The following is a 22,547-nucleotide window of genomic DNA, read 5'->3' on the forward strand; positions in this document are numbered from 1 at the left end:
GGCTATGGTCCGGGACCGCTGGATTCCTGATTTATCAGCCGGAGCTTGACGCCTCGCACCCATTTTGAATCACGCAGTAACTGCGGAAATGGTTTGTGCAGGTATCCGGTCGCCGGCGGGGCCGTCGATAGATACATCATCGAGGAGCCCGGGTTCACTCGCATGGTGTGCGGTCCCTTGAGCGCTACGACTTCAAGCCAACCGGGTTTTTCTTTGGCCTTATTGCAGGTCGGGCAGCGCCCTGCCGCATTGTCGCTATCCGTAGGGCCGCCTAGGTGATGCTGAAGTACGTGGTCGGTCTCTTCGACCAGCCCATCGCAGAATGGGGTGCGGCAGTGCCTGTCTCGAATCCTCACGAAGCGGCGAAGCTTTTCGGGGAAGGCGCGGGCCTTGGAGTCCATTGCGATCAATTCCCCGTCCCCTGGGGCGGTGTAGAGTCGCGTCACGTCGGCCAGGGTCTCTAGGCGATCCAGATGCTCCTGAGCTTTGGCGGATTCCATTTCAGCGAAACTCTGCTCGTTGCCAATGGAATTTCCGGCGATTAGTTCCCGCGCGTATTGCGGCGGAACGTATCCGTAGCCTTCCATATAGGCCGGTTCGCGTTCGCCGAGGAGGAGGGTCTTATCGGTCATTATCAGCCCGACGTGCAGTTGCAACGGCAACTTCTCCGGCCGGCCGGCCAGCAAGTAGGTGCAGAGCAGGTCGGCTTTGATCTGCTCCCTGGTACGCAGATCGCCTTGTTTCTTCAGACGGAATGACTCTTGGCGCAGATGCATTTGCAGTGCTGTGCCGGCGACGACGGGCAAGGTGCCGCTGATGCGTACGCAGTTCTTTCCTTTGGAGAAGCGGACATGGCGTTTGGTGTCCGCTTGCTTCATTTTCCGGCACTGATCATCTGAGGCATGGGCCAAGGTGAAGCGTTGCACCGTGTCGGTGAGCTGTTTGGGGCCTTGGGACTCGAACATGTCCGGGTTGTCACGGAAGGTGGCGTCGAATTCGGTCCGGCGTTCGGCTTTGACCTCTTGCAGGGGCGTAAGAACCGCCAGGACTTGGGCTTCGGTGAGTTCGCCGCGAGAGAAGCACTCTGCGAGGTAGGGGGTATCTTCGGCCAAGATCCGGCAGTTGACCAGATAACTGCGGTATCCGTTGGGTGACTGCTTCCGGGCCAAGGCGATCGTACTGGCCGCTCCCCGGGTGAGATCGGCGGAGCAGGTTCCCTGGAACTCATGCTGGCGCACAACTTCCTTTTCGACTTGGTGCGAGAGGGCCGCCTGGTGATAGCGGTAGCTGGAGATGAGCTCTTCGAGTTCCTCAATGGCTTGGGCGCATTCCGCTTCGCTGCCGTGTTCTTCGATCCACGCCAGTTTGCTCTGCAGCCGACCCATCAGCGATTCGAAATCCTGATGCAGCGCCGGTGTTGGTGGGCGATGTCGTCGCACCATTGCTTCGGACATACTATAATTCTACCGCATTAGTTCGAAAATGTCTTCGAATATAGTGGTTTTAATGCTGATCGGCGAGCTCCAGCAGCCTTGCGATGCCACCACGGGCGTCGATCTCATCGTGGTAGCCGGAGCGCACGATCGCGGCGGAGACCGCCTGCGGGGTGATGTCCAGGACCTCGGCGATGGCCTTCTGCTGGCCGCGCACACCGGGGGTCAGCAGGTCGACCACCGCCCATTCGGCCTCGGTGCGGGTGCGCACCGAATGGCCGAGCAGGCGCAGCAGGCCTTCGAGCTCGAGGTCCAGGTCCGGATCGCCGCAGGAGACGCTGATCGGCACGCGTTCCCCGCGGTGCGTGGCGGCCTCCAGCGCACCCAGGGCGCGGCGCTGGGCGATGCCCTCAATGAGGTCGGCTTGGTCCGGGACCGGCTCATAGAGCGTGCCTATCCCTAGGCCGATGTGGCAGAAATTCAACCGGGCGCAACGCATGATCGCGTCGATAGCCGACTGTGCGTCATGCGGCACTCCAAGCAAGAGCTGGCCGCTGAGCGCCATGAACGGTGCATGGGCGTGCACGTGCTCTAGTTGGTCCCAGAGGAGTTCGGCGGCCGCCTGCACGTCGGTGACGGAGCGCGGCTTCGGGCTGAGCGCAAGGACAAACATGATTCAAGTATTGCCTGAGCCGGTGGTTTTGTCGTGCAACCGGCGAAAATGACGATCGCGAGGCGCTGGCCGCCGGCCACGTGGACCTTGTAGTGCTTGACCTCGACGGGACGAGCCGAATCGGAGTACATGGTTCAAGCATTGCTTGAGTTGGTGGTTTTGCAGTGCAACCGGGGAGCGCGACATATGCTTTCCGCAGGGTCGCCGCGGGGCATATATTGGGTCTTGTCTGCTGAAAGGGAGCCCCATGGACGCCGCACGCAAGGTATTGGCCGAACTCGACCCGGAACTGGAATGGATCCATGAGACCTATCGTGACCTGCATCGGCATCCGGAATTGAGCCTGGAGGAAACCCGCACCTCGGCGCTGGTGGTCCGCAAGCTGGAAGAGTTCGGCTACCGGGTGCATCGGGTGGGCGGCACCGGGGTGGTCGGCGTGCTGGACAACGGCCCCGGGCGCACCGTGCTGGCCCGCGCGGAGATGGATGCACTGCCGGTGCGCGAGGCCACCGGGCTGGACTACGCCTCGGAAAATGACGGGGTGATGCACGCCTGCGGGCACGATGTGCACGTCGCGGCCCTGCTGGGCGCCGCGAAGCTGCTGGCCGACCACCGCGAACAGTGGGCCGGCACGTACCTTGCGCTCTTCCAGCCGGCCGAGGAGACCGCGCAGGGCTCCGCGGCGATGCTCGCCGACGGGTTGGCGGACAAGATCCCCGCCCCCGATGTGGCCTTCGCCCAGCATGTGATGGCGCAGCCGGCCGGGACGCTGCAGACCATCGCCGGCCCGGTGCTTTCGGCCGGGGACTCGATCCGCATCACCGTGCACGGCCAGGGGGCACACGGTTCGATGCCGCAGCTGTCGGTTGACCCGGTGGTGCTGGCCGCGGCGATCGTGCTGCGCCTGCAGTCGGTGGTCTCCCGCGAGGTGCAGCCCGGCGAATTCGCGGTGCTGACCATCGGCTCGGTGCAGGTGGGCACGAAATCCAATATCATCGCGGACAAGGCAACGCTGCTGCTGAACCTGCGCAGCTACGACAACGCGGTGCGCGAAACGCTGATCGCCGCGGTGGAGCGGATCGTCCGCGGGGAGTGCGCGGCGGCCGGCTCCCCGGTGGAACCCGAGTTCGAGTACTACGACCAGTTCCCGCTGACCGCCAACGACGAGGCGGTCACCGCGCGGGTGAGCGCGGCCTTCGAAGCGTACTTCGGGACGGTGGGCAACGCCAGCCGGCAGAGCGCCTCGGAGGACTTCAGCCGGATCCCCGACGCGTTCGGCGTGCCCTACAGCTACTGGCTGCTCGGCGGAATGGACCCGCAGGCCTACGCGGAAGGCAAGGCGGCGGCGAACCATTCGCCGCATTTCGCCCCGCTGATCGAGCCGACCCTGGCCCGCGGCGTGGAAGCCATGGTCATCGCGGCGCTGGGCGAACTGGCCTCAGATCCGCGCGCCGGTGGCGCCTAGCTTGATGATGGTGAAGCGGAAGAAGAACTGCGTGGCGGGACCGATGAGCAGCGCATAGGCCACCGTGCCCAGGCCCACCGGGCCGCCGAGCAGCCAGCCGATGCCCAGCACCAGCAGCTCGATGCTGGTGCGCACCAGCCGGATGCTCAACCCGGTGCGCAGGTGCAGCCCGGTCATCAACCCGTCGCGCGGCCCGGCGCCGAAGTGGCTGCCGATGTACATCGCACCGCCCAGCCCGTTGAATGCGATCGCGCCGAGCAGCGTGAGGATCTGCCAGCCCAGCCCGGAGACCTGCGGAAGGATGAGCAGAAAGAGGTCCAGGGCCAGGCCGATGACAAAGACATTGGCCACGGTGCCGATCCCCGGCCACTGCTTCATCGGGATCCAGGTCAGCAGCATCAGAACGCCCACGATGATCACCACGGTGCCCAAGGACAGCGGTACGTGGTGGGTGATGCCCAGGTGGAAGACGTTCCACGGGTCCACGCCCAGATCGGCGCGCACCATCAGCGCCATCGCCAACGCGAAGAGCAGCAGCCCGCCGAACAGGTTCGCCAGGCGCAGCGGGACCCGGCCGGCGGCAAACTGCTGGCGCGGGGATAGGTTCGTCAAGCTCATAGGCTCAACGGTAGCCAGTGCCGGGCCTAGCCGCGAAAGCGGAGGCCCAACAAGTACTCGGTGAGCGACTCGACCAGCTCCGCCAGGCCCAGAGCGCTGCGCTGCCCGGCGGCGTCATCGGTCTCCGCGCCAACCAGCGCCCGCGCGTTGCCGGGGCGCCATGCGGGGACGTGGATAAATTGCGCCGGGATCCCCAAACCGTAGGCGTGGTAGGCGATATGGTTGCACAAGAACCTGCCGGCATCCTCGCTGACCCGAAGTTGACTAGGTGTTTCCAGCGTTGCTTCGCGGCGGTGTGCACCGTTGGGGGCAATGCGCTCGCCGGCCGGTTGGTGGCCGTCGTTATCGGCGATGCGCGCATTGTTCTCGTTGACCGCCCAGCGCTCCAGATTGATCTCGGTGCGTCCGCCTGCCTCGCCGAGCAGCACCAGCGCGTCGGGCTGGTGTGTGCGAAGTAACTCGCCCAGGGTCGGGAATGCGCGGGAGAAGGACACCGGCAGGAGTCCGGTCACGATCTGGTGTTCGCCGGCCGTGGCCGGCAGCCGGCGCACGATCTCGGCGCTGGCGTTGTGGGTGTCGGTTCCGAAGGGCTCAAAGCCGGTGACCAGGATGCGCATGGGTTGCCGTTCAGCTCTGCCCGGCATCCGCGTAGGAACACCAGCGTTCGCGGACCTCGTCGCTCAGTTCCTGCCAGGCCGGGGCATCGGGCATCATCAGCCCGTTCAGTGTCTTGAGCCGGCTTTCATACAGTGCCTGGCCGGCGAGCTCGCGTTCGGTATCCACGGCTCCGAGTATCGCCTACCCGCACGGTGCGGTGCAATCCTTGACACGTTGCGCGTCTTCGCTACGGAGCCACGCGCCGGCGTCGGCGCGCCCGGGAGCGAGCGTTTCGGGCCAGTGAACCGACCAGGTGCTCCAAGGGGCCCTGGGCGAGCCCCGAAACGTTCTTCCAAAGTACCGCGAACAGCAGTGCGCCGCCGATCTGCAGGGAGCAGGAGATCGCCGGATGCTGCGCGCCCAAGCCGGTGGCCAGCAACAGCAGGTGCAGCGTGTAGAGCGTGAGCGTCATCGAGCCGAGGATGCCCAGCGGGCGCAGCAGCCAGGCGACTCGTTGGCCGAGCATCAGGGCGACGGCGAAAACCAGCAGCGCGACGCCAAGGGTGTTGAGCGTTTCGAAGAGCATATTCGAGTGCGGGGCGAGCGCCACCTGCCACCAGGCGGAATCTAGCGGAACCCCTGAGGGCAGCCCGAAGCTCAGTGATTCATCGACCTCGGCGGCGCTCAGCCAACCTTCGGTCGACTTGATCAGCGCAGACCTGCCGCCCAAGGGGCCGAGCAGCAGCGCCGAGCTGGCCCAGGTTGCTAGCCAGAGGCCCAGCCCGGTCAGCAGCAGGCGCAGTTGCAGATCCTTGGAGCGTAAGTTCAGCGTGCCCAGTGCCATGCCGGCGCAGATATAGCTCATCCACGGCACCGCCGGGTAGGTTCCGGTGAACAGCAGTGCGCTGAGCGTCGCCCCGGGTTCGGTGAAGAGTGTGGTCAGCGACGGATCGATGCCATCCAGGTGGGGCAGCGAAGCGCCCAGCTGCCAAGTGAAAATGGTGCCTAGGGTAGCAAAGCCCAGGCACGCGAAGCCGAGGGTTGCCGCGCTGCGTGAGACCCACGGGATGGCCAGGGCAAACATCACCCCGTAATAGCCGAGGATGATGAACGCAGGCATATCGATGAGCGCCAGCAGCAGGCCCAAACAGAGCATGAATGCCGCGCGGGTAGCTAGCGCGGCCCGCGCCCCGGCCAGTTCGAGCGCCGATTGGCCCGCAGTTCTTGCGCCCAGGCTCAGGCCGACCCCGGCTAGCAGCGCGAACAGGGCCGCGGAGGTGCCCGCGGCGATCCGCCAGATCAGCGTGGGTTCGAAGGCTTCGCTGCTGGCTGGCAGCACGTGGATGGCGATCATGCCCAACAGGGCTAGGCCGCGGGCCGCATCGATCCCCGCGAGCCGCGACTGCGGCGCCGGGTTCGGGGCGCGCTCGATCTGCTGGTGCATGTGATAACTCTCCAAATTCGATGTGGGGAAGCGGTTCAGGACCAGCTGCGGATCGGGTTGCCGCGCCAACGCCCGTTGGCGGGAACCTGTTCCGAGCGCATCACCAGCGAGCAGGGGCCGATTGCCGCCGCATCGCCAATCCGGCTACCGGGCAGGATCACCCCGTTCGGTGCCAATGTTGCCTGCGCGCCGAGGTGCACCTCCTCCAGGCGCATAATGCGGTCATGGAAGAGATGGGTCTGCAGCACGGTGCCGCGGTTGATGCTTGCTCCGTCGCCGATGCTGATCAGGTCCTGCTCCGGCAGCCACCAGGTTTCGCACCAGACTCGGCGGCCAATGCGCGCGCCGAGCAGGCGAAACCATAAATTGAGCATCGGGGTGCCCAGGCTCATGCGCACCACTCCCGCCACGGCCAGCGACTCGCTGAATACGTCTGCCAGCTCGTTGCGCCAGATGAACGAGGTCCACAGCGGATGTTCCTCGGCCCGGAAACGGCCGACCAGCGCCCACTTGGCGATGAGTGCGGTCAATGCGGCGATGCTCGCCGAGCCCAGCAGCACCGGACCGGACAGCAGCAAGGTGAGTGCCAGCCCGGACCGGTCGAAGATCTCCGAGAGTATCCAGACGGTGCCCAGCGCCAGCCAGCTGGTGATGAGCATCGGCAAGATGCGGCAAAGCTCGACCAGGGCGCGGGCGGCCATCAGCCCTCGCGATGGATTGTAGGTCAGCGCGGATTCGGCGTTGTCTATCGGGCGGGGCAGTTCCATGGCCGGGCGGCCAAACCAGTTTGACGCGACCGGCATGTCCTGCGGAGCCGACGAGAGCACGGCGATCAGCGAATCGGCCGGCACCACGGTGTCCGGCCCGACGATGGCCGAGTTGCCCACAAAGGACTTCGCCCCGACCGTTGCCTGCCCCAGCTGCAGCCACTGGCCGCGAACTCGCCGATGGGAGGCCAACGAGTGATCGGCCATGAAGCAGCGGTCGCCCAGCGTGGTCAGGTGCGGGATGGTTTCCAGGGTGGAGATTTCGGTGTGCGCCCCGACCTTGGCGCCGAGCATCCGCAGCCACAGCGGGGTGATGATGCTTGCGTAGATCGGGTACAGGGACATCAGCGACTTGGCCAGCAGCAGGTTGCTCAGCCAGCAGGCCCAGGCGGTGAGGCCGTGGGCGCTGTGGAAGCCGGGAGTCAGCAAGCGGGCCAGCAGCCGGACGCTGAGCGCGGTGAGGCCGGCGAAGCTGAGCACCATCAGCACGATGAACACCGGTGCCCAAGCGGCCAGCTGCCAGAGCACTTCGCCCAGCGCGGAGCCGCCATCGATCAGCGAGAACAGGAGCAGCCCGCCGGGCAGCACCGAGAGCATCGGGAGCAGGGCCAGATAGCCCAGGCCCAGCGCGTAGAGCCCGCCGAGGCCGACGCGGAAGCCGTGGCGCGGTGCGCGGGGCTCGGCCTGCGGCCAGCTATCGCCTGCGACGCCTGCATATTCCAGCGGGGAGCCCGAGACGAGCTCATTGGGCCCAACCGTTCCGTCCACGCTGCTGCCGCCCTCGATCTCCGCCCCGTTGCCGATCCGCGCGCCGGGGTTAATAGTTGAACGGGTGCCGATGCGCACCCGCTGGCCGATGTCGATCTGCCCGATGCGCAGAGTGTCCCCGTCGAGCCAATGCCCGGCGAGGTCAACCTCGTATTCGATGGCCGTGTCCGAGCCGATGCGGGCCAGCCCGGTGACGGGAGGCATGGCGTCGAGGTGCACATTCTTGCCGATCTTATTGCCCAGGGCGCGGGCGTACCACGGTGCCAGCGGCGTGCCCATCAGCGCTTCGACTTTTGCGAAGGTCACGATGCGCTCCACCGCCCAAAGGCGCAGATGCACGCCGCCGCCGCGCCGGTATGCACCGGCGTGCACCCCGGCGAGCAGCAGGCGGGCCGAAACCACGACCAGCAGCACCCGGAAGGGCAAGGTGTAGAGCACCACCCAGGCCGCCAGGAGCGGGATCAGCGGCGGGTTGGGAACCCAGCTGGCATCCATGAAGTTGAACAGGATCCAGCACACCAATGCCATGCCGGTGACGTAGCGCAAACCGATGATCGAGTACAGGGCACCGATGACTGGTGCCTGCACCAACCCGATCCACCATCCGGTTGGCCGCTGTTCGCGGACCGTTGCCTCGGTGGTTCCCTGGGCATCCAGATGTGCCGCCAGCGCGCCGAGGGTGGGCCGGTTATAGATATCGGCGATGGACGCCTGCCGGTGGCGGGTGCGCAGCACGCCAACCAGTTGGGCCGCCGCCACGCTGGCGCCGCCTGCGGCGAAGAAGTCGCTGTCCGCATCCAAAGCCACCGGGCCGAGCAGCTCGGTCCAGATCTCGGCAACCCAGCCTTCGGTGCCGGTGAGCCGATGCCCAATCGGTTCTTCCGTGGCGCCATGGAGCGGCCAGGGCAACCCCTTGCGGTCCACCTTGCCGGAGGTTTTCAGCGGCAGCTCGGCGACCTGCCCCAGCGCGGGGACCAGCTGGGCGGGCAGGAATTCGGCGAGCCGGGATCGGCAGGCCGCCAGGTCGAGGGCGGCGCCGGCGTCGGGAACCAGATAGCCGGCCAGCACCTTATTTCCGCTCGGGGTGGACTGCACCGCCGCGGCCGCTTGGGCCACGCCGGGCAGCGCCGCCAACGCCTCGTCGATCTCGCCGAGTTCCACGCGGCGCCCGCCGAGCTTGACCTGCTCGTCGGCGCGGCCCACAAAAAGCAGCCCGTCGCGCTCGGCGCGGACCATATCCCCGCTACGGTAGGCCCGCTCCCAGCCCAGGGTCGGCATCGGGGCAAACTTCTGCGCGTCCTTCTGCGGGTCGAGGTAGCGTCCCAGGCCCACGCCGCCGATGATCAGCTCACCCTCCGAGCCCCAGGGCACCGGAAAGCCTTCGGCGTCAACCACGGCCAGGTCCCAGCCGCGCAGCGGCAAGCCGATGCTGACCGGACCACCGCCAGCCACGGGCGCTCCGCAGGCGATCACCGTGGCTTCGGTCGGCCCGTAGGTGTTCCAAACCTCGCGGGTCGGACCGGCCAGGCGCTCGACCAGCTCCGGCGGGAGCGCTTCGCCGCCGAAAATCAGCAGGCGGATATTCTCCAGGGTTTCCGCCGGCCACAGGGCTGCGAGCGTGGGAACGGTGGAGACCACGGTGACCTTGCGCTCGCCGAGCCAGTCGCCGAGGTCGGCGCCGGAGCGCACGATGTCCCGCGGCGCCGGAACCAGGCAGGCCCCGTGGCGCCAGGCGAGCCACATTTCCTCGCAGGAGGCGTCAAAGGCCACAGAAAGTCCGGCCAGCACCCGGTCCCCGCGGGTCAGCGGGGCATCCTGGAGGAACATCTCGGCCTCCGCATCGGCCCAGGCGGCCGCCGATCGGTGGGTGATGGCCACGCCCTTGGGCTTTCCGGTGGAACCGGAGGTGAAGATGATCCACGCGTCATCGACCGGGGTGGGAAACGGGCTATTGCCTTGCGTGCGCACTCCCGCGCGGTGGGTGATGGCCAGGTTCTCGCCGATGACCACGCAGACTCCGGCTTCCTCCCACACCGTGGTGGCGCGATCCTCGGGCTCGTCGGCGTCCACCGGGACGTAGGCCGCCCCGGCGAAGAGGGTGCCCAAAATGGCGACGTAGAGATTCTTGGAACCCGAAGGCACCCGCACCCCGACGCGGTCCCCGGCGCCGATGTCCATGGCCCACAGTCGTTTGGCTAATTCTTCGGTTTCAACACGCAACTGGGCGTAGCTCAGCGCACAGGTTCCGTCGTCGAGGGCCAGCGCCGAAGGGTAGACCTCCATGGTCGTGGTGATGATATCGACCAGGGTCCGCGCGGGAGCCGGTGCGGTGCTCGCAAAGAGTGCTGTTTCGCTGTCCGCCGGATTCTCGACTGCCGAGGAGTCAAATTTGTGTGCTGCCGGAATAACGTCCGACGAGGCGCCGGAGCGCGCGGAATAGTCCCAATCGATCAATTTTCCCCCAAGGATCATTGTTATGTTGTGAACCGGAATGGCTCCGGGCGATTGCTCCCCAGCAATCGCGCTTCGCCGGTGGTTAAACTCTGCGAAGCCAACTCGCGCCGCGTGGAACTCTTCCTGCCCATTCCCATGGTCAGGAGCCTCCACTGGCGTGAGCCACTAAATAAAATCATTGAAATTATTTGCCGCGTGCGTCAACTCGGCGCGCTCGCGGCGGGCTTCGGAGCGGCTGAGCATTCGAATAATTTCGATCAGCAGGCATTCACCCTAGGTCATCCGTACTAGTGAGATGAATATTTCCTTTTGGTGGCCAGCAGAGCTGAGAAGTTCCTCCAAATTCGACAGCGGCCGCTACGTGCACAGCATGGCCCCTGGTTCTGCGAAGATCATTGCATGAAGCTACAACAACGGTTGATGGGTGCCCTGCTGGTCGGCATGCTTGCGCTGGCAGCCGGGGCTCCTCACCGCGATTTGCCGGACCGGTCGCCGGCCCAAAGCGGGCCCTGCGCATCGATCCACCGGTTGAAGCCGGAACTTGAACTGAGCCAGCGCGTCACCTTCGTGCTGGCGCCGGCCTATGGACAAACCGAGGTAACCATCACCAATTGTCTGCTCGGCCGCGATGGTTACACGCAGCAGTGGAATGCCCGGGGCTTTGCCGGCAGCGCCGGTTTTGCCAGACCCGGTCCCGTGTATGTCAATTCGCTGCAGACACCAACCGGGTCCTATAGCGTCACCGAAGCGTTTGGTCGAAGCAATCCGGGAACGAGCCTTGGCTACCGTGAGCTCACCGAGGATTCCTATTGGAGTGGGCGCGAGGGGCGGCGCTTTAACAGCTATTTTGAGGGAGCGGGCGAGTTTCCCGACGAACCGCTCTGGCGATATATGCAGGCCGGGGACTACCAGCAGGCAGCCGTTGTCAACTACAACCGAGCGCCCGACGCTCGGCCGGTGCACGGGCGGAGCTTCGCGATATTCCTCCATGCGGGACTGCGCGAAACCTGGGGTTGCATCTCCACGGATCTGGCTACGGTGGAGAAATTTCTACGCGATACGCACCCGGGAGATCGAATCATCATGGGCGTGGAATCCGAATTATTCAAAGCTCTTGAAAGCCAGCGCTGAGGCCGGTTGCGGCCTATTATGTCCGATGGTGCTGATAGCTCTTGAGCTATGACTATTGTGCTGTTGGTGCTTGTGCTACTCAATATCCTGCTCGTTGTCGGCGCGCTCTTGCTGATCGTGCGGCGGACCGGTTCGAACGACCAGGCGCAGATTGCCGCGGCGGTGCGCGCAACCCATGGCGAGCTGCGCCAGGACCTGGGTGCGCAACGCGCCGAACTGCGCGATTCGCTGCACGAGGTGCGCCGGGACAGCGAGCAGCGGCTGGAAACGATCCGCGCCACCGTGGACGCGAAGATCACCGCGTTGAACGAATCGAACCAGCACATGCACCGCCAGCTGCACAGTGCGCTGCGCGAAGAACTAGAGCGCTTGCGCGTGGGCAACGAGTCGAAGCTCGAGAAGATGCGCGAGACGGTCGACGAGAAGCTGCAAGGGACCTTGGAGAAGCGGCTCGGTGAATCCTTTGAGCTTGTCAGCCAGCGCTTGGAGCAGGTGCAAAAGGGGCTGGGCGAAATGCAGAATCTGGCCGCGGACGTCGGCGGGCTCAAGCGCGTGCTGACGAATGTGAAGAGCCGCGGCACCTGGGGTGAGGTGCAGCTCTCGCGCCAATTGGAAGACCTGCTCACCACGGAGCAGTATGCGCAGAACGTGGTGATTCGGCCCGAGAGCCGCGACAGCGTCGAGTTCGCGGTGATCATGCCCGGGCGTGAGGAGAAGCCGGTGTATCTGCCGATCGACTCGAAGCTGCCGCAGGAAGACTACGAGCGGCTTTTGGACGCCCAGGAATCGGGCGACAAGCTGCAGCTCGATGCGGCGAGCAAGGCGCTGGATAGGGCCATCACCATCCAGGCGAAGAAGATCGCCGAGAAGTACATCGAACCGCCGCACAGCACTGACTTCGCGATCATGTACCTGCCCACCGAGGGGCTCTTCGCCGAGGTGGTGCGCCGCCCGGGACTTGCCAGCCGGCTGCAAACCGAACACCGGGTGCTGGTCACCGGCCCGACGACGCTGATGAGCCTGCTCAATTCGCTGCAGATGGGCTTCCGGACCCTGGCCATCGAAAAGCGCAGCAGCGAGGTCTGGCAGGTGCTGTCCGCGGCGAAGGCGGAGTTCCGCAAGTACGGGGACGTATGGGACAAGCTGGAGAAGCAGTTGAGCACCGCGCAGAACACGGTCAAGGAAGCCGGAACCCGAACCCGGGCGGTGGAACGCAGGTTGAAGGATGTCCAAAGCCTGCCCGAAGAGCCGGTTTTGGAGCAGGCGCTCGGGCGCTAGCGGTCCAGCCGCAGCTTGAATCCGAGATGCGAGGCGGTGAAGCCCAGCCGCTCGTAGAAGCGGTGCGCCTCTGCCCGCGAGGCATCCGAGGTGAGCTGGACCAGCCCGGCGGCGCAGGCCGGCGCCGCCGCGTCGATCACCCAGCGCAGCATCGCCGAGCCCAGGCCCGTCGAGCGGGAATCGGAGCGCACGCGGACCGCCTCCACGTTCAGCCTGACGGATCCGCCCCGGGAGATCCCGGGGATGGAAGTCAACTGCAGCATCGCGATCACCTCGCCGGCGCGTTCGCCGAGCACCAGATCGTTGCCCGGATCGGCCAGCAGCCGCTCCAGGGCCTGCGCATAGCCCGCGGAATCGGCCGTCGCTTCGCGCGCGGCGCCAAGCGCATCGTCGGCCAAGAGCTGGCGCATTGCCGGAAGGTCGGCCGGTTCGGCGCGGCGCAGCAGCACCTCGGAGTTCAGCGGCGTGGGCAGGTCGAGCGTGGCGAGCATGGGTAACCTTTCAAGAAATCAGGGGCCGAACCGCCGCGCCGATCCAGGGTAGGCGATTCACAATCCCAAGTATGCAGCGAAACTCCGGTCACCTCCCGCTAAGCGGCGGGCGTGGGCGCTTCCTCGGCGGGGTGCTCCGCGCGCAGCTCGACGATGCAGAAGCGCAGGAAGAGCTGGGTGACCGGTCCGATGGCCACCGCATACAAAACGGTTCCGAAGCCGACGATGCCGCCCAGCAGCCAGCCGATGGCCAGCACGCTGACTTCGACTCCGGTGCGCGCCAGGCGCAGGCTGACTCCGGTGCGCGCATGCAGCCCGGTCATCAGTCCGTCGCGCGGCCCCGGGCCAAGCTGGCTGCCGATATAGAGCCCGCCGCCGAACCCGTTCACCAGCAGGGAGCCGGCGAACAGGGCCAGCTGCGTGGGGAGGGAATCTGCCTGCGGAATCACGGCCAGTCCGATGTCGGCGGCCACTCCGATCCAGATGACGTTGGCGATGGTGCCCAGGCCGGGCATCTGGCGCAGCGGGATCCAGAGCAGCAGCACGAGGAAGCCGAAGAGGATCACCACTGTGCCCAGGCTGAGGCCGGTGTGCAGGGTCACGCCGTAATGGAGCACATCCCATGGGGCCAGGCCCAGTCCCGAACGGACAAAGCCCGCCATGGCCAGGCCAAAAAGGGTCAGGCCCACGAAGAGCTGGATGAGGCGCCGCGGAAGCCGCCCGGCGCGAAGCTGCGCCAGGGGTGTCAGGCGGGCCAATTTGGGGGAGCTGAAAGTTGCCATGAATCAATCATCTCGGCAAATGGCATTCAAAAAAAGTGCCAATTAGTGCACACTGGACCTATGACAGTGAACCAACGCCATCTGCCCGCCCGGCGATTGAGCGGGATGCTCGGACAGCGGGCGGGCGAGCAAGCGGCCTACAGCTGGCTCTCGGAGGGAATCCGGCAACTGGTGGTCAACGGCCGGGTGCTCCATGGAACCATGCTGCCCAGCGAGCGCGAGCTGGTGGCCGAGCTCGGAATGAGTCGCACCACAATCACGCGCGCCTATCAGGAGCTCCGCGAACGCGGCTTCGCCGAGGCCCGGCAGGGCTCGGGGACCAGGATCCGGATTCCCGGCGGGGAGATCGGGGGAGGCGCCGAGCCGTTGGCGGTGGGCGTGCAGGAAACGCTTCCGCCCGGTGGAATCGACCTCACCTGCGGGGCGCCTACTGCTCCGTTGGGCCTGGCCAGCTACTACCAACGCGCCCTCGATCAGCTGCCCGGCTACATCGGCGGGATGGGCTACTACCCGCTGGGCCTTCCGTTGCTGCGCGAGGTGATCGCCGAGGACTACGCCCGCCGCGGCCTGCCCACCGGCCCCGAGCAGATCATCGTGACCGCCGGCGCGCTGTCGGGGGTGGCCACCGCGGCCCGGGCGGTGCTGGCCCGTTCAGCCCGGGTGCTGGCCGAAAGCCCCAGCTACCCGAACTCCGTGAACTCCCTGCGGCAGCACGGAGCGCGCATGCTCGCGATGCCCATCGGACCCGAGGGCAGCGACGTGGCGGGCATCGAAGCCGCTCTGGCCCGCGGCGGGATCGGCGCCATGCTGTGCCTGCCGGACTTCCACAACCCGACCGGTACCCTGCTGGAGAATGAGGGACGCGAGCGCTGGGCCCGGGCGTTGGCCCGCCATGGCGTCCAGGGGATCATCGACGAGACGAACGCCGAGCTGTGGCTGGACGAGCGGCCGCCGGTATTTCCGATGGCGAAGTTCGGCGAGAACCTGATTACCGTGGGCAGCGCCAGCAAAACCTACTGGGGCGGCCTGCGGCTGGGCTGGATCAGGGCGCCGCGAGCGCTGGTGGGGGCCATCAACCAGGTCCGGGCCACCATCGACCTCGGCGCACCGGTGCTGGAGCAGCTGGTGCTGAGCATGCTCATCACCGAACGGGCGGGCCTAGACGAGCCGACGCGCGCCAGCCTGCGCGCCAGCCGTGACTGGCTCCACGGATCCTTGGGAGCCGAACTGCCCGAGTGGAAGATCCAGAAACCCGGCGGCGGAATGTCGCTGTGGTGCAATCTCCCGGCGCCCAGGTCCGCGGCCCTGGCGGCGCAGGCCCGGAAGGCGGGATTGCTGCTGAGTCCCGGGGCCACCTTCGCCGTTCAGGACCACGGCCTGGACCACTGGCTGCGCGTGCCCTACGCCCTCGATGGCGAAAGCCTGGCTCGGGCTGTGCCGCAGTTGGTCGAAGCCTGGAAGACGGTGGCCTGAGGTGCGTTGCGCGGCGCGGAAGCCCGGGCACTTGCCGGCTTAAGCGGAAATGGGGCCCGGCCACCGCTTGGAAGCGATGAATCGGACCCCATTGCCGCCGAAGCGGCAACACCGGTGGAGAACTAGGCCTTGAAGCGCTCGATGGAGCGAGCCAGTTCGGCCTCGGCGGCCGCGCGGCCCTCCCAGCCCTCGGCCTTGACCCACTTGCCCGGTTCCAGGTCCTTGTAGCGGGTGAAGAAGTGCTCGATTTCCTTGATCAGCCACTGATCGATGTCTTCGAGTTCCTTGATGTGGTCGAAGCGCTTGTCGGTCGGCACGCACAGCAGCTTCGCGTCGCCACCGCCATCGTCGGTCATGTTGAAAACGCCGATGGGGCGGGACTCGACGATGACGCCCGGGATCAAATCGACACCCGGGATGTAAACCATGGCGTCCAATGGATCGCCGTCTTCGCCCAGGGTGTCGTCGAAGTAGCCGTAGTGGGTCGGGTACTGCATGGAGGTGAAGAGCACTCGATCCAGGCGCAAGCGATGGGTCTCGTGGTCGATTTCGTACTTGACGCGTGATCCGGTTGGGATCTCGATGGTCACGTCGTGGCTCATAAAAAGCACACTCCTAAACTAGTCTTAGGGATATCCGCTAATAAGCGTATCGCCCCCGGGGGCATAAGTAGCTAAACCCGCGAGAGGAACATGCTCACATGAACACTGCCGTAAGACGCGTGCTGACGCTTGCGGTGGCGCTGTTGGCAGTGGTGGGCATGGCCGTGGCGATGTTCAGCGCGCCGCGCAGCTTCACCGGTGAACCGCAGGCGCACTACGTCCGTGCCAGCGCAACCGCTCCGGACGCCGCGCCGGTCACCGTCAAGGATCTGGATCCCGAAGCTCCCCTGCCCGATAGCGCGGTGCTCGCCGCGCAACTGGATGCGATCCTGGGCACCAAGGGGGATCAGACCTCCTTCAATGCCCAGGTGGTCGACGTGGCCAGCGGCAAGGTGCTCTACGACAAGAATGCGCAAACTCCCGGAACTCCGGCCTCAAGCCTGAAGGTGGCCACCGCGCTGGCCGCGCTGGATACCCTCGGCGGGGAGCACCAACTGTCCACCAGCGTGTGGCTAGACGGTAACACCCTGGTATTGCGCGGCGGCGGGGATGTGCTGCTGGGCGACGGCGAGTCCGACCCCGCGCACCCCAAGGGCTACGCGGGCCTGGCCACTCTCGCGGCGCAGACCGCGAAGGCGCTGGAGGATCGCGGCATCGGCGAGGTGGAGCTCTGGCTCGACGATTCGCTCTTCGGCGATGCGCAGACGAACCCGGCCTGGGATAAGTCGTTGTTCACCTCGAATAACATCGGCGCGGTATACCCGATCGCGCACTACGCCGGACGCGCCGCCGAAAGCACCCGCTCGGCCTATCAGTCAGACGCCGCCCAGCAGGTGCGCAAGGTTTTCGCCGCCGAGCTGGGCAAGCAGGTGAAGGTCAGCACGGGCGGACGCGGCGCCTACGAGGGCGGGGAACAGCTCACCGAGGTGCTCTCCGCCCCGCTGCGCGTGCAGATCAAGCACATGCTGCTGGTCTCGGACAACTACCTGACCGAAGCCATGGGCCGGCTGGTAGCGGTGCGCCAGGGCCTGGACCCGAAGCAGGCCGGATTGGCCGTGCAGCAGGTTGCACAAACATATGGCGCCACCGGCATATCCTTGGTGGATACCAGCGGGCTGGCCGCAGCCAACCAAATTTCACCGGCCGCTTTGACCACGCTGCTGCGCGCCGCGGCCACTAGCGGAAAACCCGAACTGCGCGAACTGGTCTACTCGCTGCCCGTCGCCGGATACAACGGCACCCTGATGAACCGGCTCGATGCGGCCGCTACCCTCGGGCTGGTGCGGGCGAAAACCGGCTCGCTGACCGGGGTGGCCACGCTGACCGGGATGACGCTGACCGAAGACGGGCGGCTGATCGCTTTCAGCATCTTTGCCGCACAGCCCAACGGGGCGCTGGCACCACATAAACCAACCATCGACCAGGCAGTCACCGCCCTGCGCGGCTGTGGGTGCCGGTAGGAGAATTACATGAGCCAGTTCATCGATTGGGATCTCGCCGTAAGCACCGCAAAAACGCTGATGCCCGCCGGGCCGGCGCTGAGCGGCAAACAGGCGGCGCGGATCGTGGAAGAACTGCGCATCGCCGGCGGGCAGGGGCTCACCGAGGCCGAACGGATCTCGCAGCTGACCTCCACCGCACCCTCCGAAACCCTCGTGGTGGACCGCGCCGGATGGGCCAAGGCGGTCAGCCAGAACTTCGCCGCAATGCTTCCCGAGCTGCCCAAAACCCCCACCGCCCTGCCGCTGATCGCCGGGGCGGAACTCGGTGCGGTGCTTTCGGTGCTCGGCCCCCGGGTGCTGGGGCAATTCGACCCGTTCGCCGGCCCCCGGCTGCTGCTCAACGCCCCGACGATCACCCAGATCCGCGGCGAGCTGAACCTGAACGCGCGGGACTTCTACCTGTGGATCGCCACCCACGAGCAGACCCACCGGCTGCAGTTCGAACATGCGCCATGGATCCCTGGGGTGATGAAGCAGACCCTGGCCGAGGTCTTCGAGCCGCTGGGCGGGAAGACCAACTCGATGAACGACATCGGGGCGCGGATCGAAACCATGCGCAGCGAGGTCGGCGAGCTGACCAGCATCATGTCGGTGCTCGAAGGCCACGCAATGGTCGTGATGAACGATGTCAGCTCGATCCGCACGATCAAGACCATCCGCAACCGCTTCACCGCCCGCGGCAAGAACCGTTCGCCCTGGGCCAGCTGGATCGGCAAGCTGCTGGGCATGGACGCCAAGGCCCGCCAGTACGAGCGCGGCGCGAAGTTCGTGCGCCACCTGGTGGACGAGATCGGCTATGCCGGCTTCAACGAGATCTTCACCGACCGGGAACTGTTCCCCAGCTCCGCGGAACTCGACAACCCCGCACGCTGGCTGGCCCGCACCCGATGAGCCGGCCGATCGACCTGGCCCGCAACGCGGTGGCGGCGCAGGCCGGAGAATTCGCGCTGCTCGGCGTTTCGGGCGGGGCCGATTCCCTGGCGCTGGCCGTTGCCGCCAGCCAGCTGCGCGAGCGGATCCGCTTCGCCGTGGTGATCGTGGACCATGGCCTGCAAGCGGGCAGCGCCGCGGTGGCGGCGCGCGCCGCCGCGCAATGCCAGGCGCTGGGCCTGGAGGAGGTGCTGCTCAAGACGGTGCACACCGCCGGGGACGAGGCCTCCGCCCGGGCCGCCCGATATGCGGCCTTCGAGCAGGCCATGGAGCAGACCGGGGCGCAACGCCTGCTGCTCGCGCACACCAAAGACGATCAGGCCGAACAGGTGCTGCTGGGGATCCTGCGCGGTTCGGGCACCAGGTCCTTGGCCGGAATACCCGTCTCGCGCGGCCCCTACGCCCGCCCGCTGCTGGAGCTGACCCGCCAAGACACCGAGCACATCTGCGCGCGGGCCGGCGTCGAGTACTGGGAAGACCCGAGCAATGCGGACACCGCCTACCGACGCAACCACATCCGCCACGAGGTGCTCCCGTTTTTGCGTGCGCAGCTCGGCGGGCACCTGACCGAGGCGCTGGCCCGCACCGCGGCGCTGGCGGCGGCGGACGCAGACGCGCTGGACTCCTGGGCCGGCCGAGCCTGGGCGCAGGCACGCAGCGCCGCCGGGGTGGACTTGCGGATTCTTGCCACTTTTCCCGAGGCCATCGCCTCCAGGGTGCTGCGTCTGGCCGCCGCCGACGCCGGGGCGCTGAATCTGGGCAGCGAGCGCACGGCGGCCCTGTGCGCGCTGGCCGGGGTGGGGGCGAGCAAGTCCCGTTCGGCCGGTCCGGTGCAGCTCGAAGGCAAGATCAGCGCGCTGCGGCGCTCCTCGGTGATAGTTTTCACGACCACAAGCTCAACAACACTAAACTAAATGTGGCACTCTAGTTGAGTACCCCACCTCTGAGAATCAGGAGAACCCTCGTGGATTCGAACACAGTCAAGGCCGATCTCGCGCACGTACTGTATACCAAGGAAGAAATCCAGGCTCGCATCGATGACCTGGCCGCACAGATCGACAAGGATTACGAGGGACGCGACATCCTCGTTGTCGGCGTGCTCAAGGGTGCGGTGATGGTCATGGCGGATCTGGTCCGCGCGCTGAAGTCCCACCTGTCCATGGACTGGATGGCGGTCTCCTCCTACGGTTCCGGAACCCAGTCTTCCGGCGTGGTGCGTATTCTCAAGGACCTGGACACCGATTTGATGGGCAAGCATGTGCTCATCGTCGAAGACATCATCGACTCGGGCCTGACCCTGTCCTGGTTGAAGGCAAACCTGGAATCCCGCGGCCCGGCCTCGGTGGAAATCTGCACCCTGCTGCGCAAGCCGGAAGCGGCGAAGGTGGAAATCGACGTGAAATACGTCGGCATGGACATTCCCAACGAATTTGTTGTCGGCTACGGCTTGGATTACGCGGAAAAGTACCGCAACCTGGACTGCGTGGGCACCTTGGCTCCGCACATCTACGAGTAGGGAACTTTTAACGCCGCTTAGGCGTTGAACTGAATCGAAGGTGGCGTTGCCCGGACGCCGGCAGAACGCGTGAGGGGGATGCGAAAGGTACGGGACCTTTCGGGTCGATGAAAACTAAGAAGATTTTTAACAGCTGGATCATTTGGGTCCTGGTCGGTGTGACCGCGATGGTGTTGTTCCTGCCGATGGTATTCGGCAACGGTTCGGCACAAGTGGATACCTCCGTGGGCCTGAACCAACTCACCAGCGGTAACGCCACCGAAGCGAAGATCTTCGACGGAGATCAACGAGTAGACCTGACCCTGCGCGACGCGCTGAACGTCGACGGAGTGGACAAGGGAAAGAAGATTTCCTTCTACTACTCCGTACCCCGCGCCGACCAGGTGGTCGACGCGATGAACGACGCGCAGCTGAGCAAGTTCACCGATCAGCCGGTGGAAAACAACTGGCTGCTCTCGATGCTCGGCATCATTATCCCCTTCATCCTGATCGCAGGCATCTTCTGGTTCATCCTGGCGCGCAGCCAGGGTGGCGGTTCGAAGGTGATGCAGTTCGGCAAGTCCAAGGCGAAACTGATCACCAAGGATATGCCGCAGGTGACCTTCGTGGACGTGGCCGGCGCCGAAGAGGCGGTGGAGGAACTGCACGAAATCAAGGAGTTCCTGCAGGAGCCCGCCAAATTCCAGGCCGTGGGCGCGAAGATTCCCAAGGGCGTGCTGCTCTACGGCCCTCCGGGCACCGGCAAGACGCTGCTGGCCAAGGCCGTGGCCGGCGAGGCGGCGGTCCCGTTCTACTCGATCTCGGGTTCCGACTTCGTCGAGATGTTCGTCGGCGTGGGTGCCTCGCGCGTGCGCGACCTGTTCGAACAGGCCAAGACCAATTCCCCGGCGATCATCTTCGTTGATGAGATCGACGCCGTGGGCCGGCACCGCGGCGCCGGCATCGGCGGCGGCAACGACGAACGCGAGCAGACGCTGAACCAGCTGCTGGTCGAGATGGACGGCTTCGACGCCTCCACCAACGTCATCCTGATCGCCGCGACCAACCGTCCGGACGTGCTGGACCCGGCGCTGCTGCGCCCGGGACGCTTCGACCGGCAGATCCCGGTGGAGGCACCGGATCTGAAGGGCCGCGAACAGATTCTGAAGGTCCACGTGGCCGGCAAGCCGATGGACGCCACGGTGGATCTGAACGCGGTGGCGAAGAAGACCCCGGGCTACACCGGCGCGGATTTGGCCAACGTGCTCAACGAGGCCGCGCTGCTCACCGCCCGCTCGAACGCAAACCTGATCGATGACCGCGCGCTGGACGAAGCGATCGACCGGGTGATGGCCGGGCCGCAGAAGCGCACCCGGCTGATGGACGAGCACGAGCGCAAGGTCACCGCCTACCACGAAGGCGGCCACGCGCTGGTGGCCGCGGCGATGAACCAGACCGCACCGGTCACCAAGATCACCATCCTGCCCCGCGGCCGCGCCCTGGGCTACACCATGGTGGTCCCGGAGTCCGATAAGTACTCGATCACCCGCAACGAACTGCTGGACCAGATGGCCTACGCCATGGGCGGCCGCGTGGCCGAGGAGATCGTCTTCCACGATCCCTCCACCGGCGCGTCCAACGACATCGAGAAGGCCACCGACACCGCACGCAAGATGGTCACCGAATACGGCATGAGCGAGAAGATCGGCGCGGTGCGCCTGGCCTCCTCGGCCGCCGCGCAGGGCATGGGCACCGGGAGCCGGGACTACTCCGATGAGATGGCCCACCTGGTCGACGAGGAGGTGCGCACGCTCATCGAGCAGGCGCATGACGACGCCTACTGGGCGCTGACCGCCAACCGCCACGTGCTGGACCGCCTCGCGCTGGCCCTGCTGGAGCACGAAACGCTGAACCAGAAGGAAATCGCCGAGCTCTTCGTCGATCTGGTCAAGCGCGACAAGCGCGACGTGTGGCTGAGCAACGACGAGCGTCCGGTCCACGAACAAGGCCCGGTATTAAGCCCCAAGGAGCGCGCGGCGCGTTCGACCGACTAGGATCGAAGTCGTGATTGAAGTCAATGAGATCGACCAGCCGCGCATTGCCGCGGCGGTCCGCGAAATCCTCGAAGCGATCGGCGAAGATCCGGACCGCGATGGCCTGCTGGACACCCCGAAGCGGGTAGCCAAGGCCTACGCCGAATTCTTCGCCGGTTTGCATCAGGATGCCGCCGAACACCTGTCCACCACTTTCGACATCGAACATGACGAACTGGTGCTGGTCAAGGACATCCCGTTCTATTCCACCTGCGAACACCACCTGGTCCCGTTCTACGGCACCGCGCATATCGGCTACATTCCGGGCCGCGGCGGCAAGGTCACCGGTCTGAGCAAGCTGGCGCGCCTGGTCGAGGTCTTCGCCCGCCGCCCGCAGGTGCAAGAGCGCTTGACCACCCAGATCGTCGATGCGCTCGTCGAACACCTCGAACCCACCGGCGCGATCGTCGTGATCGAATGCGAGCACATGTGCATGTCGATGCGCGGGGTGCGCAAGCCCGGCGCGAAGACCGTCACCAGTGCGGTGCGCGGACAGCTGCGCGAGACCGCAACCCGTGCCGAAGCCATGAGCCTGATCCTCGGAAGGTAGC

Annotated in this window: 21 protein-coding genes; 11 read left to right on the plus strand and 10 right to left on the minus strand. The window is 65.9% G+C overall.

The genetic code is table 11. From position 1 onward, the window contains the following. Nucleotides 1-2 precede the first annotated feature (2 nt). Together CQ017_RS13360 and CQ017_RS13365 are read right to left on the minus strand one after the other, a co-directional pair. Entirely contained in the window at nt 3-1,454 is a 1,452-nt protein-coding gene (locus CQ017_RS13360) for an HNH endonuclease (protein ID WP_105554099.1), read from the minus strand. 49 nt (nt 1,455-1,503) lie between these two features. After that, nucleotides 1,504-2,106 (minus strand): hypothetical protein, encoded by a 603-nt coding sequence (locus tag CQ017_RS13365; protein ID WP_096282973.1) that lies wholly within the window; start codon nt 2,104-2,106, stop codon nt 1,504-1,506. A 247-nt stretch (nt 2,107-2,353) separates the two neighbouring features. Here CQ017_RS13365 and CQ017_RS13370 point away from each other — a divergent pair, with 247 nt between their 5' ends. After that, nucleotides 2,354-3,571, plus strand: coding sequence for an amidohydrolase (locus CQ017_RS13370; protein WP_105554100.1), 1,218 nt, complete (start codon nt 2,354-2,356; stop codon nt 3,569-3,571). Here CQ017_RS13370 and CQ017_RS13375 read toward each other — a convergent pair. The 5 genes from CQ017_RS13375 to CQ017_RS13390 form a co-directional block, all read right to left on the minus strand. Continuing rightward, complete coding sequence (locus CQ017_RS13375) at nt 3,545-4,189, minus strand: YitT family protein (protein ID WP_105554101.1); 645 nt, start codon at nt 4,187-4,189, stop codon at nt 3,545-3,547. The genes CQ017_RS13370 and CQ017_RS13375 overlap by 27 nt on opposite strands. Before the next feature lie 26 nt (nt 4,190-4,215). Further along, nucleotides 4,216-4,806 carry a pyroglutamyl-peptidase I gene (locus CQ017_RS13380; protein WP_181148306.1) on the minus strand — a complete coding sequence of 197 codons (591 nt, stop codon included), beginning with the start codon at nt 4,804-4,806 and terminating at the stop codon, nt 4,216-4,218. A gap of 10 nt (nt 4,807-4,816) precedes the next feature. Then, entirely contained in the window at nt 4,817-4,972 is a 156-nt protein-coding gene (locus tag CQ017_RS18160) for a hypothetical protein (protein ID WP_181148305.1), read from the minus strand. A 61-nt stretch (nt 4,973-5,033) separates the two neighbouring features. After that, nucleotides 5,034-6,230, minus strand: a complete 1,197-nt coding sequence (locus CQ017_RS13385) for a heparan-alpha-glucosaminide N-acetyltransferase domain-containing protein (protein ID WP_105554103.1) — start codon at nt 6,228-6,230, stop codon at nt 5,034-5,036. A gap of 35 nt (nt 6,231-6,265) precedes the next feature. Beyond that, nucleotides 6,266-10,237 carry a Pls/PosA family non-ribosomal peptide synthetase gene (locus tag CQ017_RS13390; RefSeq protein ID WP_105554104.1) on the minus strand — a complete coding sequence of 1,324 codons (3,972 nt, stop codon included), beginning with the start codon at nt 10,235-10,237 and terminating at the stop codon, nt 6,266-6,268. A 9-nt stretch (nt 10,238-10,246) separates the two neighbouring features. Here CQ017_RS13390 and CQ017_RS13395 point away from each other — a divergent pair, with 9 nt between their 5' ends. From CQ017_RS13395 to rmuC, 3 genes are all read left to right on the plus strand, one after another. Then, entirely contained in the window at nt 10,247-10,510 is a 264-nt protein-coding gene (locus tag CQ017_RS13395) for a hypothetical protein (RefSeq protein WP_105554105.1), read from the plus strand. Nucleotides 10,511-10,618: 108 nt separating this feature from the next. Then, the gene (locus tag CQ017_RS13400) at nt 10,619-11,350 is read left to right on the plus strand and encodes a hypothetical protein (protein ID WP_146112485.1); all 732 of its coding nucleotides are present in this window, start codon (nt 10,619-10,621) and stop codon (nt 11,348-11,350) included. Between the two features lie 48 nt (nt 11,351-11,398). Then, nucleotides 11,399-12,628, plus strand: coding sequence for a DNA recombination protein RmuC (gene rmuC / locus CQ017_RS13405; RefSeq protein ID WP_105554107.1), 1,230 nt, complete (start codon nt 11,399-11,401; stop codon nt 12,626-12,628). On the opposite strand, the gene CQ017_RS13410 is transcribed toward rmuC, so the two are convergent. Further along, nucleotides 12,625-13,119, minus strand: a complete 495-nt coding sequence (locus CQ017_RS13410) for a GNAT family N-acetyltransferase (RefSeq protein WP_105554108.1) — start codon at nt 13,117-13,119, stop codon at nt 12,625-12,627. The two genes, rmuC and CQ017_RS13410, sit on opposite strands and share 4 nt — an antisense overlap. Nucleotides 13,120-13,217: 98 nt before the next feature. Then, nucleotides 13,218-13,901, minus strand: a complete 684-nt coding sequence (locus tag CQ017_RS13415) for a YitT family protein (RefSeq protein WP_105554109.1) — start codon at nt 13,899-13,901, stop codon at nt 13,218-13,220. 60 nt (nt 13,902-13,961) lie between these two features. On the opposite strand from CQ017_RS13415, the gene CQ017_RS13420 reads away from it, so the two are divergent. Then, complete coding sequence (locus CQ017_RS13420) at nt 13,962-15,374, plus strand: PLP-dependent aminotransferase family protein (RefSeq protein ID WP_105554110.1); 1,413 nt, start codon at nt 13,962-13,964, stop codon at nt 15,372-15,374. Between the two features lie 122 nt (nt 15,375-15,496). On the opposite strand, the gene CQ017_RS13425 is transcribed toward CQ017_RS13420, so the two are convergent. Then, complete coding sequence (locus CQ017_RS13425; RefSeq protein WP_096282979.1) at nt 15,497-15,976, minus strand: inorganic diphosphatase; 480 nt, start codon at nt 15,974-15,976, stop codon at nt 15,497-15,499. Between the two features lie 98 nt (nt 15,977-16,074). Here CQ017_RS13425 and CQ017_RS13430 point away from each other — a divergent pair, with 98 nt between their 5' ends. The 6 genes from CQ017_RS13430 to folE all read left to right on the plus strand — a co-directional run bounded on the left by CQ017_RS13430 (nt 16,075) and on the right by folE (nt 22,546). Further along, entirely contained in the window at nt 16,075-17,436 is a 1,362-nt protein-coding gene (locus CQ017_RS13430; protein ID WP_105554111.1) for a D-alanyl-D-alanine carboxypeptidase/D-alanyl-D-alanine-endopeptidase, read from the plus strand. A 9-nt stretch (nt 17,437-17,445) separates the two neighbouring features. Then, nucleotides 17,446-18,369 carry a zinc-dependent metalloprotease gene (locus CQ017_RS13435; protein ID WP_105554112.1) on the plus strand — a complete coding sequence of 308 codons (924 nt, stop codon included), beginning with the start codon at nt 17,446-17,448 and terminating at the stop codon, nt 18,367-18,369. Next, entirely contained in the window at nt 18,366-19,322 is a 957-nt protein-coding gene (gene tilS, locus CQ017_RS13440) for a tRNA lysidine(34) synthetase TilS (RefSeq protein WP_105554113.1), read from the plus strand. The genes CQ017_RS13435 and tilS overlap by 4 nt, the downstream gene beginning before the upstream one ends. A 50-nt stretch (nt 19,323-19,372) precedes the next feature. Further along, nucleotides 19,373-19,924: a hypoxanthine phosphoribosyltransferase gene (gene hpt / locus CQ017_RS13445; RefSeq protein ID WP_105554114.1), complete on the plus strand. Its 552-nt coding sequence runs from the start codon at nt 19,373-19,375 to the stop codon at nt 19,922-19,924. 107 nt (nt 19,925-20,031) lie between these two features. After that, the gene (gene ftsH / locus CQ017_RS13450; RefSeq protein ID WP_105554115.1) at nt 20,032-21,957 is read left to right on the plus strand and encodes an ATP-dependent zinc metalloprotease FtsH; all 1,926 of its coding nucleotides are present in this window, start codon (nt 20,032-20,034) and stop codon (nt 21,955-21,957) included. A 10-nt stretch (nt 21,958-21,967) separates the two neighbouring features. Then, nucleotides 21,968-22,546, plus strand: coding sequence for a GTP cyclohydrolase I FolE (gene folE / locus CQ017_RS13455; RefSeq protein ID WP_255248300.1), 579 nt, complete (start codon nt 21,968-21,970; stop codon nt 22,544-22,546). Nucleotide 22,547 lies beyond the last annotated feature (1 nt).

This window comes from Arthrobacter sp. MYb224, from assembly GCF_002975455.1.
Taxonomy (GTDB): domain Bacteria; phylum Actinomycetota; class Actinomycetes; order Actinomycetales; family Micrococcaceae; genus Glutamicibacter.